The organism is Actinomadura sp. NTSP31, assembly GCF_041951385.1.
In the GTDB taxonomy this organism is placed as follows: Bacteria; Actinomycetota; Actinomycetes; order Streptosporangiales; family Streptosporangiaceae; genus Spirillospora; species Spirillospora napierensis.
Window position 1 is genome coordinate 102,973 of the sequence record NZ_JBGNUT010000014.1, and the last position, 13,548, is coordinate 116,520.

Sequence of the window (13,548 nt, forward strand, 5' to 3'; positions counted from 1 at the left end):
GCCACAGGGGCGGATGATCTTGGATCCGGGCGAACGGGTTCGGACGGGGTGCAGGTCATCGGCCCAGCGTGCGGACGGGTTCGGACGGCGGCAGTGATCGTTTGGGGATCTACGGATCAGAAGGTTAGGGGTTCGAATCCCTTCGGGCTTCTTCGTCGGCGGTCTTGCTCACAGCGGCTGTTGAGTTACGTCGCTCCGGCGCCACTTGGCTGGCGGAGATCGAGGCGACTGTCACGTGCGCGTAGACCGGTGGTGGTGATGGCGGATCTGCGTGTTCCGAGGTGGATGGGACGCCGGCTTGGAGCAGTGTCGTCGCGTGGATGTGCCTCGGATCGTGAAGATGTGCGTGCGGCTGCGGCTCAGCCGGAGGCGTCTTGTGTGCCTTGGTTGGGGGCGTCATGCCGTGTCTCCGGATGGACCGGCTCCCGGCGTTTGATGGGGCATACGCGGTCGTCCGTGGGCTTGGTCGTGCACTCGATGTCTTGCTACCGCAGGTTGAGTAGCTTGCCGCGGCGAGTGACGGGGTACGCGGGCGGGTGGTAGGGGGCGATGCTGTTGGGCGGGACGCGTCTAATGGTGGTTCACCTTCGCTAGTAGTTGAGGACGGGCGAACCAGTCAGGGTCGAGTCGCTGGCCGGTCAACGACTCCAGGGTGGCCATCGCCGTTTCCCAGTCCGGGCCCGGGTCGGAACGATCGTGGAGGCTGCGCAACGCATCGAGGTGGCCGGTCAATGCCTCGGGGTCGGTGCCCCACCGGTCCAGTGGGCGCAGCGTGTCCAGCTCGGTGACCACCACGCCGTCGACGATGTAGTAGAGCCTGTTGAAGTTGTTGATCGCCCAGAACACCGAATGAACGGTGGCGCCCTGACTGAGCCGCCGCAGCACGTCCTCCTCGGCGGTGTCGGTGCCGAACCCCACGATGATGACCGCGTCGCCGCGCTGCTCGAGGAAGATCGTGTCGATCAGATCGTCGTATTCGAGGTCAGAGACGCAATCAGCCGGCCGGTCCGTCGTCATGGTGTCCGGATCACTGTGCAACCGGCGGACCACTTCGTTCACGGTCAACCGCGCCTGGTGAGGGCGCACCACCGTCCAGGACAGGTTTTCCTTGATCGAGAAATACTTCGAGAGGTCGCTCAACTGCTCGAACATTCGCACATAGTGCTCGATCTGCCCAGGTGTCGGACCTGCCATGGTGCCCTCCAACACGGTCAATGGCGACTGACCGTACCGTTAAGGGTGACTGGCGGCACAGCGGCGCCGACCACGACCGGGTCATGGGCGCCGGTCCCTCTGGTGGGGCGCCCCTCGGCGGGGTCGGGGTGGGATCGCGCTACCGGGGAGCTATTCGGCGGAGGGGCGGCCGTCGTGGGAAGTTGCCCATCGTTGGATGCGGCCCAGGTAGCGTGAGGTGCGTCTGATGCCGGGGACGCCGATGGCCAGGGCCAGGGCTCCGGAGGCGAGCAGGTACGGTGCCTGTTCTGCTCGGTCGTGTCTGTCTCGCACGAGGTCGTGGTAGCCGCGGGCACCGTAACCGGTGAAGCACGTGTACGGGCCGTCTTCGGGCATCACCTTGCCGCCGCACTTGATCGGCCGGTGGGCATCGTAGAGATTCTTGGCGCCGACGAACATCACGATCGGCCCGACCGGGATCAGCGCGCAGAAGAGCATCCACAGCAGCAATGCGGCGATCGCCCGGGGGCGGCCGCCGGGGGGTGCGGGCGGGCGAGGCATTGCCGGGATGTTACCGGGCATCCCGACCGGCGCAATTCTCGGTGTACGAACGTCCGTGATGAAGGTCAGTGGTGTGTGTGCTTCATCGGGCTTCCGCGGGTTTGCGGCCTACGCCGCCGGTGCAGGCGACGTTGTGGGACGCCGAGCGGGAGTCGGGGCGCCATTGCGTCACCGGGACGACTCCGGGGTCTACCAGTTCGAGGCCGTCGAGGTAGTGGGCGATCTGCTCGGGACTGCGGGGGGTGTACGGGACGGCGCCGCTGCCGGCGTTGAACGCCTCGATGGCGCGGACGTAGTCGGGGTCGTCGTCGGTGCCGTCGTAGACGGCGAGGTAGCTGCCCGGCACCAGGGGGGCGACGAGCCTGGACGCGATGGAGCGGGCCTGGTCGTAGTCGGCCACCAGGCCCAGGATGCCCATGAGCATGAGAGCGACGGGCCGGTCGAAGTCCAGTGTCCGGGCGGCGTCGGCCAGGATCGGCTCGGGGTCGCGCACGTCCGCCTCGATGTAGTCCGTGGCGCCTTCGGGGCTGCTGTTCAGCAGCGCCTTGGCCTGGACGAGGACGAGGGGGTCGTTGTCGACGTAGACGATGCGGGCCTCGGGCGCGGCCCGCTGGGCGACCTCGTGGGTGTTGTCCATGGTGGGCAGGCCGGTGCCGATGTCCAGGAACTGGCGTATCCCGGCCTCCACCGCCAGGTAGCGCACCACGCGCGTCAGCATGTACCGGGATTGGCGGGCGGTCTCGACCATCCCGGGGAAGGTGCGGAAGACGTTCTCGCCCGCCGCGCGGTCGACGGGGTAGTTGTCCTTGCCGCCCAGCAGGAAGTTCCAGATCCGCGCCGAGTGGGGCACGGTGGTGTCGATCTCGGGCTGTGGGTCCATGCCGGCTCCTGGGTCTCAAGGCGTCTCTCCGGATGTCCTTCCCCGGAGAGCGCAAGAACGCCGCCTCGGCTCCGACCAGTCTCCGACGGAGCCCAGCGATCTCGAGGACGAGCGATGAACCTGCCGCGTATCGGAGTCACCCTTCAGCATTTCGGCCCGCACGCCGGGCCGGACGCCGTCGTCACCGTGGCGCGGGCGGCCGACCGGCTCGGATTCCACGCGGTGTCGGTCTCCGACCGGCTGCTGATCCCCGCCGGGCCGCACTGGGCGAACGACGCCGGGCTGCCCGAGTCGCCGCCGTGGGACGTGCTGGAGGTGCTGACGTGGGCGGCGGCGCACACCGAGCGGATCCGGGTGATGACCGGCATCCTGAACACGATCTTCGAGTCGCCGGTCGTCCTGGCCCGCCGGCTGGCCACGCTGGACCGGCTGTCGCGGGGCCGGCTGGACGTCGGCATCGGGCAGGGCGGCGGCACCCGGCTGCCCCCGTACTACCTTCCGGAGGAGTTCACCGCGGCCGGCGTGCCGACCGGGCGCCGCGGCGCCGGGTTCGCCGAGCACGTCGCCGCGATGCGCGCCTGCTGGGGGCCCGATCCGGTCGAGTTCGAGGGCGAGTTCTATCGCGTTCCTCTTTCCAAGGTCGGGCCCAAGCCGTGGAGCGGGCGCATCCCGCTGCTCTTCGGCGCGATCACCCGTCCGACGATCGAGCGGGCCGCCCGGATCGGGGACGGGTTCGTCACGGTCGCCGTCGACTGGGACGCCACCGCCGCGCAGGTCCGCTGGTACCGGGAGGCCGGCGGCACCGGCACCGTCGTTGTCAGCGCCTTCCCGGTACCGCCCGGGGCCCGGGTATCGACCGCCGGTTTCGTGGACGGCGCGCTGCGCTGCCTCGCCAGGGCCGCGGCGGTGGGCGCCGACGAGATGCACGTCGTGACGAACCTGCTGGACGTCCATCCGCGGCGGCAGGTGGAGCTGCTGGAGGCGCTGGCGGCCGCTGCCCCGGGCGGGTCGGTGCAGCCTTAGGAGAGCATGACGTTTTGTGGAGTGGGGAGAAAACTGTCGCGCCAATGGTGTTCGTTAGAGGATCGAGGAACTGCACCGGTCTGTGGAGGCGATCCTTGGCGCACATCGAACTGGACGACGCCGTTCCCGGGCTGCCGGCCCTGCTGGCGTTCAGGCCGGAGACGGCCGGACCGCTCAGCGCGCTGGCGGAGGCCCTGCTGCGCGGGCCGAGCCCGCTGGAGCGCGGTGAGCGGGAGCTGATCGCGGCCTATGTCTCGGAGCTGAACGGCTGCGACTTCTGCGCCGCGTCCCACGGGGCGTGCGCCGCCGCGCAGTTGCCCGGCGGGATGTCCCTGGTGCGGCAGGTCCACGCCAACTTGGCGGTGGCGCCGGTGTCCGACAAGCTGAGGGAGCTGCTGGGCATCGCCGCCGCCGTGCAGCGCGGTGGCCGCGAGGTCGCGGACGAGCACGTCGCGGCCGCGCGCGGTGCCGGCGCCACCGATGTGGAGATCCACGACACCGTCCTCATCGCCGCCGCGTTCTGCATGTACAACCGGTACGTGGACGGCCTGGGCACCGGCGTCCCGTCCGATCCGGGCGCCTACGCGCGGATGGCCGAACGGATCACGGTGCACGGTTACGCCGCCGGACGGGGCTGACCCCCGCCGCGATTCAGACGCGCTGCTGCGTCTCCTCCAGGTAGCGCAGGACGGCCGTGACGCGGCGGTCCGCGCGGTCGGTGGGCGCGAGGCCAAGCTTGGCGAAGATGTTGCGGATGTGCTTGTGGACGGCGCCTTCGGTGACGAAGAGGCGTTCGGCGATGGCGGTGTTGCCGAGGCCCTCGGCCATGAGGGCGAGGACGTCGCGCTCGCGGGCGGTCAGCCGCTCCAGGGCGCTGTCGGGGCGGCTGCGGGTGAGGAGCTGCGCGACGACGTCCGGGTCGATGGCCGTGCCGCCCTCGGCCACGCGGTGCAGTGCGTCGAGGAACTGCTCGACGCGGCCGACGCGCTCCTTCAGCAGGTAGCCGAGGCCGTCGGTGCCGCCGGCGAGGAGTTCGGTGGCGAACGCCTGCTCGACGTAGGCGGACAGGACGAGGACGGCGAGGCCGGGGAGGCGGCGGCGCGCCTCGACGGCGGCCTTGATGCCCTCGTCGGTGTGGGTCGGCGGCATCCGGACGTCCACGATCGCCACGTCGGGCCGGTGCGCGTCGATCGCCTGGAGGAACGTCTCCGGGCCGTCGGCGGTGGCGACCACGTCCAGGGCCTCGGCGCGCAGCAGCAGCGCCACGCCCTCGCGCAGCAGCATGTCGTCCTCGGCGATCACGATCCGCATGGCAGCTCCACCTGGAGAGTCGTCGGCCCACCGGGTGGGCTGGTCACGGTGAGGCGGCCGTCGTGCGCCTCGATGCGTCCGCGCATGCCGGCGAGCCCGGAGCCGCCGCGGCCGTCGGCGCCGCCGATCCCGTCGTCCTCCACGCGCAGGAGCAGCCGGCCGGCGTCGCGCCGGACGGTCACGGCGGCGTTGCGGGCGCGGCTGTGCCTGGCGACGTTGGTGAGGGCCTCGGCGGTCACGAAGTAGGCGGTGGCCTCGACGGACGCGGCGCACCGGCCGGGGACGTGGACGTCGACGCGGCAGGGGACGGGGCAGCTCGCGGCGAGCCCGGCGAGGGCGTCGGCGAGGCCGCGGTCGGCGAGGACGGGCGGCAGGATGCTCCGCACGACGGTGCGGAGCTCGGCGAGGGCCTGCTCCGCGGCGTCCTGGGCGCGGTCGACGGCGGCCTCGGCGGCGGACGGGTCGCGGGTGAGGGCGCGGCGGGCCGCGCCGAGCAGGACGGTGACGGCGACGAGCCGGTTCTGCGCCCCGTCGTGCAGGGACCGTTCGATGCGGCGCAGCTCGGTGGCGTGGGCGTCGAGCGCGGCGGCGCGGGTGGCGGAGAGCTGTGCGACCCGCATCGACAGGTCGACGTCGGCGGTGGGCGCGAGGAGCCGGCGCCCGGGCCACGCCTGCAACCGGGCCATTCCGGGGCCGAGGGTGAGGAAGCAGACGGCCAGCCCTATGCCGAAGGCCAGGACGGCCAGGGCGGTGGCCTCGTCGCGGACGGTCCAGAACACCATGGTCGGGGTGGCCTCGTCCCGGGGCAGGAACCGCCACCAGACCGGGTAGGTGACGTCCTGCACGGCGTCCAGCGTCAGGGTCGCGGCGGCCGCGCCGAGGAACAGGCCGAGCGTGCCGTGGACGGACAGCCAGCGCAGTTCGCGGCGGACGTCCGTGTCGGCGAGGGCCGCGCGCACACCGGCCGGTGCCGGGCCGGGGCCGATGACTTCCGGGCCCCACCGGGACAGCCGTCCGCGCTCCCGTTCGGCGACGGCCCGCACGACGCGCGGGACGGTGGGCAGGAGGAGCAGGCCGACGCCGACCGCGCACAGGAGTCCGACGATGGCGATGTACGCCAGGGCCGCGAACGCGAGCAGGGCGGTGCCGAGGCCGCCGACGAGGTGTTCGAGGGCGTCGAAGATGGCGCGGGCGCGTACGAGCACGATGCCCCGCGCGGGGACGGCCGTTCCGGGCCGGTTCGCCACCATCCGTACCTCCTTGATCACGAATCTAGGTGTACGGCGCGATCCGTGTCAGCCGGTCGGACGGGAAGTACAGCCTGCTGTACCAAGGACGGCCCCCTGGCGGGATCGTTCGCGGCGCGCGCCGTTCCTAGCGTGGTCGGCGTTGACCGGACCGAGCGGGTCCATGACCGAGGAGCGCGCGATGAACGATCCGTCGGACCTTTCCCACGCACCGGGCCGGCGCCCCGGCGCCGCGCTGCGGCCGTTGCTGTGGGTGCTGCTGGCGGTCGGCCTCGCCGGCAACGTGGTGGTCTCCGGGGCGGGCGCCAACGTGATCGCGAACGTGATGCTCGGCCTGCTCACCGCCGGCAGCGCCGCCGCCCTGATCGTCCAGCATTACCGGGCCCGGCGCCGCTGAGCCCGGCCACCCCGTGCCCGGACGTCACGATGCCATCACCTAGTGTGACGAATGTGGAGGACGAAGAGCAGATCATCGCGGTGGCGACCCGGCTGTTCGCGGAGCTGGGCTACGACTCGACCGGCATCGAGCTGATCGCGGACGCGGCGGGGGACGGCGGCCGCGCCTCGGTGGCCGCCACGGGGGGCAAGGCCGCGCTGTACCGGCGGGTGATGGACCGCGCGTACCGCGCCGAGCAGGAGATGCTGGACCGCGCGCTGGCCGCGTACACGCCCGACCCGGCCGGCGCGCACCGGGTGATCGACCTGTACCTCGACTTCTACGTCGCGAACCCGGAGATCGCCGCCCTGTGGATGCACCGCTGGATGGGCGACGCCGCCGACGTCGGCGAGCTGGAGGACGACTACGTCGACCCGCAGGACGCGCTGGTGGCGGGTGTCGTCGCGGGGGTGGTGCCGCCGGACGTGGCGGTCGACCTGCTCGTCCGGACGGTGGTGTGGTGCGTGTTCGGGTTCCTGTCGGGCGGGCTGCCGGGGGCGCGCGGGCGGTCGGAGGCGCGCGGGCGGGACGAGATCGCGCGTTTCCGCACGTACCTGCACGTCCTCATCGACCGGATGCTCGCCCCCGCCCCCGCGGGCTGAGCGCGCCGCGCCGACGATTGCCGGGAAGAGGGGCGGGTAGGGGGGCGTCCGTAGGAGCCGGGCGGGTGCCCAGCGCCCGCGGACGCACGTTCGCGCGAGGGGGGCCAGTGGGGGAGCACAGGCACGAGCCGTGGCCGCGGTTGCGGGTCGCGGACTGGACCGACACCCGGGACACCCTGCACATGTGGACCCAGATCGTCGGGAAGATCCGGCTGGCGCACGCGCCGCTGGTCAACCACTGGTGGCAGGTCACGCTGTACGTGAGCCCGCGCGGGCTGACGACCTCGGCGATCCCCTACCGGGCCGGGGCGTTCGACATGGAGTTCGACTTCGTCGGGCATCTGCTGCGCATCCGCAGCAGCAACGGCGAGGAGCGCCGGGTGGCGCTGGAGCCGAAGCCGGTGGCCGACTTCTACGCCGAGACCATGGACCACCTCGTCGGGCTGGGGATCGAGACGACGATCCAGGCGCGGCCCAACGAGGTGGAGCCGTCGATCCCGTTCGCCGACGACCGGCAGCACGCGTCCTACGACCCGCGGGCCGCGCGGCTGTTCTGGCGGCAGCTGCTGGAGGCGAACCGGGTGATCGGCGAGTTCCGGTCCCATTTCGTCGGCAAGGTGAGCCCGGTGCACTTCTTCTGGGGCGCCATGGACCTGGCCTGCACCCGGTTCTCCGGACGCGCCGCGCCGCGGCATCCGGGCGGCGCGCCCAACTGCGGCGACTGGGTGATGGAGGAGGGGTACTCGCGGGAGCTGAGCAGTTGCGGCTTCTGGCCGGGCCTGGAGGAGGGCGCGTTCTACGCCTACGCCTATCCCGAGCCGGACGGGTTCGCCGACTACCCGGTGGCGCCGGACGCGGCGTACTACAGCCCGGAGAACGGCCAGTTCCTGCTGCCGTACGAGGCGGTGGCCACGGCGGACGACCCGGACGCGACCCTGTCCGCGTTCCTCCACAGCACTTATGAGGCCGCCGCCGTGCGCGGCGGCTGGGACCGCGGCACGCTGGAGGACGATCCGCACCGCTGGGCCCGCCACCACGCGTAGCGCGTCCTGGGACGCGGACCAGAAAGGGGACCGGAATGCCGGACCATGAGGGTTTTCCCGCACCGAGCCAGGGGCTCGTGGTCACCCAGTTCCTGACCGTCCGGGACGTGGACGTCTCGAAGGAGTTCTATGTGAACGTCCTCGGGGGCGAGGTCGTCCTGGAGGAGAACCCGGCCACGGTCCGGGTGGCGAACAGCTGGATCATCATGAACCCCGGCGGCGGGCCGACACCGGACAAGCCGGACATCGTCCTGAGCCCGCCCTCGCCGGGCGATCCGGTGTCGGCGTTCATGAACGTCCGGGTGGCCGACATCGCAGCCTTCTACGCGGACGCCAAGGCCAAGGGCGCGGAGTTCCTCACCGAGCCGCTGGACCGCAAGGCCGAGATCCGCTGCTACATGCGCGATCCGGACGGCTATCTCATCGAGGTCGGGCAGGCGACCGGCCTGCTCAAGGGTATCTTCGCCGATCCCCCGGCGTCCCGGTAACGCGGCGTTCCGAGATTTCTTCGCGGGGACCGATGAGCCGGCGGGGTCCGGCAGGTACATCCATCGACCCGAGGGCGCGCTGAGACGGCGCGCCCGCGGTCCCGCTGCGGCGGCTCCGCGGGCGGGCCGTCCGGAGGAGGACCGGTTGATCGACGAGGATTTCGAGGCGCGGGTGGGGCCGCACCGGCGCGAGCTCCTGGTGCACTGCTACCGGATGCTGGGCTCGGTCCACGAGGCCGAGGACCTGGTCCAGGAGACGATGCTGCGCGCGTGGCGGGCCCGGGAGCGCTACGACGCGGGGCTGGCGTCCGTCCGCACCTGGCTCTACAGGATCGCGACGAACGCGTGCCTGACGGCGCTGGAGGGCCGGGCGCGGCGCCCGCTGCCGTCGGGCCTCGGCGCTCCGAGCGACGATCCGGGCGCGCCGCTCGCCCCGGCGCTGGACGTCCCGTGGCTCCAGCCGTTCCCGGACGCGCTGCTCGGCGACCCGGCGGCGCTGGCCGTCCGGCGCGGCACCCTGCGGCTGGCGCTGATCGCGGCGATGCAGGTGCTGCCGCCGAAGCAGCGGGCGGTGCTCATCCTCCGCGACGTGCTGGAGTTCCCGGCCGCCGAGGTCGCCGCGCTGCTGGAGACGACCCCGGCCGCGGTGAACAGCGCGCTTCAGCGGGCCCGCGCCGGGTTGGAGGGCGCGTCCCCGGCCGAGGACGACGTCGCCGAGCCGGGCGACGAGGCGGTGGACATGCACACGCTCCAGGTCTTCACCGTGACGCCGCGGGGCGTCGCGCGCAACGTCGTCTTCCAGGACGCGCGGGTGTTCGCCGCCTTCGACCTGCCTCCGGTCCTGGACACCTGAAGCGGCGCTAGCGGTTGATGCGGTCGAGGACGGGGAGCGGCACCAGGCCGTACTGGTAGTAGTCGACGGTGTCGGCGCCGGCGGCGCGGGCGGCCCCGGCCTTGGCCGCCAGGTGTTCGGCGGACGCGGTGTCGGGATGCCCCGGTCGGAGCACGGCCCGCAGGGCGGTGTCCGGGCCGAGGGCGGCGCGGTAGGCGGCGACGTCCTCGGCGATGCGACCGGTCTCGCGGGCGTAGCAGAGGACGGCGTAGGACGGGACGACGCGGGCCAGCGAGGCCGGGTCGATGCCGGCCTTCCAGGCGTCGTCGGCGGCCGGGGCGCCGGTGGGGAGGCCGTCCGCGTAGCCCTTCATGGCGCCGGTCAGGTCGATGAAGGTCAGGCGGGAGCCTTCCGCCGCGACGGCTTCGGCGACCTCGGCGGCCAGGGACGTGACGGTCGGCACGCGCGCGCGGGCGAAATCGGCCAGGACGTCCGGGATCCGCTCGGCGGGCGGGCCGCCGTCCAGGACGGACGCCGCGAGCGCGGACGCCGCGTCCCTGGCCGCGTCGGCGCCGGGGACGCGGCGGCGGCAGTGGTCGCAGAAGCAGAGGCCGAGGGCGAACTCGGCGGCCGGGCCGAGGTCCACGAACGACCGCTCGTGGTGGTAGCCGTGGCCGAACGTCCCGAAATGCAGGGATTCGGCGACGACGGAGTCCATGCCCTGGCGGGCGATGGCGCGCCCGAGGGCGACGGCGTAGGCGCGGACGTCCGGGTGGGACGGGCACAGGTCGGCGGGCGCGGCCCGGTCGCCGAAGCAGTTCTCCTGCGCGACGTCCGGGAACGCCAGGCCGAGCGTGGTGTTGTGCAGGAACACGCCCCAGCCGTGCAGGGGGACGCCGAGCGCGCGGGTCTCCTCCCGGAGCGCGCGCAGAGGGCGCTCCTGCGCGCCGTCGCGGACGGGCGGGACGAGCCGGAGCCCGTCGAAGTGGCCGTCCAGCGGGAAGTGGACGCCGTCGTGCCGGAGGGTGACGCGGGACCGGCCGTGGGGCGTCACGTCGCGGGCGCGGTGGTAGGCCGCGCCGACCGTGAGGGAGGAGACCCCGTGGGCCAGGACCCGTGCGGCCTCCACGCCGCGCAGATCCTCCATCAGGACATAGAGGGAGGAGTCCATCAGCTCTTCTCATCGGCGACGAAGTCGGGCCAGACGAGGATACGGCGCCCGCCCGATGCCCCGTGCCGGTCTCAGCGCGGGCGCAGCGCCCGGCCCGGCTGCGCCGTCTCGTCGAGAACGCCGCCGCTCAGCACCGGAACGCCGTTGACCAGGACGTGCTCGACGCCGTCCGCCGGCACGCGGGGCCGCTCGTAGGTGGCGCGGTCGGTGACGGTGTCCGGGTCCAGGACGACGAGGTCGGCGGCGCAGCCGACCGCGATGCGGCCCCGGTCGGAGAGCCGGAACCGGGCGGCGGCGCGTCCGGCCATGTGGACCGCGGCCTGCTCCCACGTCCAGTCGCCCAGGTCGCGGACGTACCGGCCCGCCAGCCGGGCGAACGCGCCCCAGCCGCGCGGGTGCGGGTGCCCGCCCTGGTAGACGGCGTCGGAGCCGGCCATGTGCCCGGGATGGCGCAGCAGCGCCCGCACCGACTCCTCGGTGGCGGCGGGCGGCTGCGCGAACACGCAGCCCGCCTCCAGCCGGGTGGCCACGAGCAGGTCGCAGCAGAACTCGGTGAGGCCGCGCCCCGCGCGCTCCGCCGCGGCCGGAAGGGTCATCCCCTCCGCCCACCGCAGGTCGTCGGCGGGCACGTGCGACAGCGTGATCCGCCGCCACATCCACGACCTGCCGGCGAACCAGTCGCGCTCCAGCCGGTCGCGGACGGCCGGGTCCGCCAGCGCGTCCAGCGCGGCGTCGAGGTCGGCGACCGGCAGCCACGACGGCAGCGCGACGAGCGTCAGCGTGCTGGATCCGCGCAGGTAGGGGTAGCTGTCGAAGGTCAGGTCGATGCCTCCGGCGCGCGCGCCGCCGATCAGCCGGGTCAGCGCGTCCCCGGGGCCGTGCAGGTGCGAGACGTGGGGGGCGACGCGTCCGGCGCGGGCGATCTGCAGCACCTCCGCGAGCGCCGTCGCCGCGTCGGCCTCGTATCCGCGCATGTGGGTGACGTAGGGCAGGCCCGCCGCGCCCACGGGTTCGCACAGCGCGGCGATCTCGTCCACACCGGCATAGCCGCCGGGTACGTACTCCAGCCCTGTGGACAGCCCGGCCGCGCCTTCGCTCAGCCCGCGTTCGATGTGGGCGCGCATCGCCGCCAGTTCGCGCTCGTCGGGCGCGCGGTGTGCCGCTCCCATGACGCCGTACCGGATCGTCCCGTGCGGAAGCAGGTACACGGTGTTGAGCGCCGTACGCCGGTCATAGGTCGCGAGCAACTGCGCCACCGACACGGCGCCGCCCAGCGCGGGATGCGACCCGTTGACCGGTGCGAAGTAGCGGGTGACGTACCGGAGCGTCCGCGCGTCCGCCGGCGCGTAGGAGACACCGTCCTGCCCCAGCACGAGCGTGGTGACGCCCTGCCGGAGCGCCGCGAGTTGCGCCTCCCGGTCGAACACGGCGGCGTCACCGTGCGCGTGGGCGTCGATGAAGCCCGGCAGGACGTACCGGTCCGTGGCGTCGATCTCCTCGGCCGCCTGCGCGTCCGCCGGGACGCCGACGGCGGCGATCCGCCCGGCCGAGACGGCCACGTCGGCGCGGCGCGCCGGTGCGCCGGTGCCGTCCAGCACCGTCCCGCCCCTGACCACCAAGTCGAACAAGGGACCCCATCCGCCGACGCACCGGGCACCGGGCCCGATGGTCACGAACGCTACGGGCCGTCAGCGCCCGCCGCCAGAGGCCCGGCGGAGCAAACGCGGCCGTACCCGGCCGAGGCCCTGGAGGGGGCGGGGGCGCAGGGCGGAGATGTCGTAGCGGCCGCCGTCGGGGAGGGCGGAGGCCAGCCCGCCGTCGATCAGGACGGTGCCCGGGTAGGCGGTGGCGGTGAGGCGGGCTGCGAGGTTCACGGGGGTGCCGAAGACGTCGCCCAGCCGCTGGATGACCTCGCCGTAGGCCAGGCCGACGCGGACCTTCGGGAACCCGGCGTCCTCGTTGAAGCGCTCGGCGATGCGCAGGCCGGTCTCGGCGCCGGCGGCCGGGTCGGTGGTGATGAAGAGGATCTCGTCGCCGAGCGTCTTGACGACGCGGCCCCCGGCGTCCGCCACGATCTCGGTGGCGGCGGACTCGAACCGCTCGACGAACGCGGCGAGCGCGTCGGCGTCGAGGCTGCGGCTGAGCCGGGTGAAGGAGACCACGTCGGCGAAGCCGACCGCGAGGTGGGCGAGGCCGGCCCGGGGGTCGGACGGGGCGGCGGCGGTCACGGCGGCGGCGCGCATCCCGGCGGCGGTGAGCTGGCGGCGCCAGCCGTGCAGCAGCAGCCGCTCGAACGCCGGGCGCAGCTCCTCGGTGGCGGCGAGGGCGGCGGTGACCAGGTCGGGCGTGAGGGGCTCGCCGGACGGCAGCACGCTCAGCCGCTGCAGCCAGACGTCGCCGAGCCAGCTGGCGAGCCGTCCCATGGTCTGCCCGACGGCGCGGACGAGCTGCAGGACGGTCTCCTCGTCGACGAGGTCGTGCCCCAGCACCTCGTTGATCTCGCGGAGGGCGGTGACGTCGCCGTCGGTGAAGGCGGCCTCCTCGTCGGGCGGGATGGGGAAGCCGAGGGCCTGCCAGATGCGCCGGGCGTACGCGTCGGGGACGCCGGAGAGGGCCTCGACGTCCTTGCGGGTGTAGCGCAGGGGGCCGCCGAGGAGGGTCTCCTCGATGTCCAGGGGCCCGCCGGGGTCCGTCATGGACTCCCCCTCTATGTCTCATTGATCAATGTCACAATGATGGCGGAGTAAGATCGCTGCGGTCAAGACGGACCCAACCGGCGGG

At 73.1% G+C, this 13,548-nt stretch carries 15 protein-coding genes; 7 read left to right on the plus strand and 8 right to left on the minus strand.

What is annotated here, in order from left to right; genetic code table 11:
- Positions 1 to 570: 570 nt before the first annotated feature.
- The 3 genes from ACA514_RS24025 to ACA514_RS24035 form a co-directional block, all read right to left on the minus strand.
- Positions 571 to 1,152: a DUF6461 domain-containing protein gene (locus tag ACA514_RS24025; protein ID WP_375043468.1), complete on the minus strand. Its 582-nt coding sequence runs from the start codon at positions 1,150 to 1,152 to the stop codon at positions 571 to 573.
- Positions 1,153 to 1,344: 192 nt separating this feature from the next.
- A complete protein-coding gene (locus tag ACA514_RS24030) occupies positions 1,345 to 1,734 on the minus strand; it encodes a hypothetical protein (protein ID WP_375043469.1) in 390 nt (129 codons plus the stop codon).
- An 82-nt stretch (positions 1,735 to 1,816) separates the two neighbouring features.
- On the minus strand, positions 1,817 to 2,614 hold the full coding sequence (locus ACA514_RS24035) for an SAM-dependent methyltransferase (RefSeq protein WP_375043470.1): 798 nt from the start codon (positions 2,612 to 2,614) through the stop codon (positions 1,817 to 1,819).
- A gap of 114 nt (positions 2,615 to 2,728) precedes the next feature.
- Here ACA514_RS24035 and ACA514_RS24040 point away from each other — a divergent pair, with 114 nt between their 5' ends.
- Both ACA514_RS24040 and ACA514_RS24045 read left to right on the plus strand, forming a co-directional pair.
- Complete coding sequence (locus ACA514_RS24040) at positions 2,729 to 3,637, plus strand: TIGR03619 family F420-dependent LLM class oxidoreductase (protein WP_375043471.1); 909 nt, start codon at positions 2,729 to 2,731, stop codon at positions 3,635 to 3,637.
- 95 nt (positions 3,638 to 3,732) lie between these two features.
- A complete protein-coding gene (locus ACA514_RS24045; protein WP_375043472.1) occupies positions 3,733 to 4,275 on the plus strand; it encodes a carboxymuconolactone decarboxylase family protein in 543 nt (180 codons plus the stop codon).
- A gap of 13 nt (positions 4,276 to 4,288) precedes the next feature.
- Here ACA514_RS24045 and ACA514_RS24050 read toward each other — a convergent pair whose 3' ends face one another.
- The gene (locus ACA514_RS24050) at positions 4,289 to 4,948 is read right to left on the minus strand and encodes a response regulator (protein ID WP_375043473.1); all 660 of its coding nucleotides are present in this window, start codon (positions 4,946 to 4,948) and stop codon (positions 4,289 to 4,291) included.
- Positions 4,936 to 6,216 (minus strand): sensor histidine kinase, encoded by a 1,281-nt coding sequence (locus tag ACA514_RS24055; protein WP_375043474.1) that lies wholly within the window; start codon positions 6,214 to 6,216, stop codon positions 4,936 to 4,938. The genes ACA514_RS24050 and ACA514_RS24055 overlap by 13 nt, the downstream gene beginning before the upstream one ends.
- A 160-nt stretch (positions 6,217 to 6,376) precedes the next feature.
- On the opposite strand from ACA514_RS24055, the gene ACA514_RS24060 reads away from it, so the two are divergent.
- The 5 genes from ACA514_RS24060 to ACA514_RS24080 all read left to right on the plus strand — a co-directional run bounded on the left by ACA514_RS24060 (position 6,377) and on the right by ACA514_RS24080 (position 9,617).
- On the plus strand, positions 6,377 to 6,592 hold the full coding sequence (locus ACA514_RS24060; protein WP_375043475.1) for a hypothetical protein: 216 nt from the start codon (positions 6,377 to 6,379) through the stop codon (positions 6,590 to 6,592).
- Between the two features lie 53 nt (positions 6,593 to 6,645).
- Positions 6,646 to 7,233 carry a TetR/AcrR family transcriptional regulator gene (locus ACA514_RS24065; protein WP_375043476.1) on the plus strand — a complete coding sequence of 196 codons (588 nt, stop codon included), beginning with the start codon at positions 6,646 to 6,648 and terminating at the stop codon, positions 7,231 to 7,233.
- Between the two features lie 107 nt (positions 7,234 to 7,340).
- Entirely contained in the window at positions 7,341 to 8,276 is a 936-nt protein-coding gene (locus ACA514_RS24070) for a DUF5996 family protein (protein WP_375043477.1), read from the plus strand.
- 35 nt (positions 8,277 to 8,311) lie between these two features.
- Positions 8,312 to 8,764, plus strand: a complete 453-nt coding sequence (locus ACA514_RS24075; RefSeq protein ID WP_375043478.1) for a VOC family protein — start codon at positions 8,312 to 8,314, stop codon at positions 8,762 to 8,764.
- A 145-nt stretch (positions 8,765 to 8,909) separates the two neighbouring features.
- Positions 8,910 to 9,617, plus strand: coding sequence for an RNA polymerase subunit sigma-70 (locus ACA514_RS24080; protein WP_375043479.1), 708 nt, complete (start codon positions 8,910 to 8,912; stop codon positions 9,615 to 9,617).
- Between the two features lie 7 nt (positions 9,618 to 9,624).
- On the opposite strand, the gene ACA514_RS24085 is transcribed toward ACA514_RS24080, so the two are convergent.
- The 3 genes from ACA514_RS24085 to ACA514_RS24095 form a co-directional block, all read right to left on the minus strand.
- Positions 9,625 to 10,767, minus strand: a complete 1,143-nt coding sequence (locus tag ACA514_RS24085) for a hypothetical protein (RefSeq protein ID WP_375043480.1) — start codon at positions 10,765 to 10,767, stop codon at positions 9,625 to 9,627.
- 71 nt (positions 10,768 to 10,838) lie between these two features.
- Complete coding sequence (locus ACA514_RS24090; RefSeq protein WP_375043481.1) at positions 10,839 to 12,395, minus strand: amidohydrolase family protein; 1,557 nt, start codon at positions 12,393 to 12,395, stop codon at positions 10,839 to 10,841.
- A 60-nt stretch (positions 12,396 to 12,455) separates the two neighbouring features.
- On the minus strand, positions 12,456 to 13,463 hold the full coding sequence (locus tag ACA514_RS24095; RefSeq protein ID WP_375043482.1) for an adenylate/guanylate cyclase domain-containing protein: 1,008 nt from the start codon (positions 13,461 to 13,463) through the stop codon (positions 12,456 to 12,458).
- Between the last annotated feature and the right edge of the window lie 85 nt (positions 13,464 to 13,548).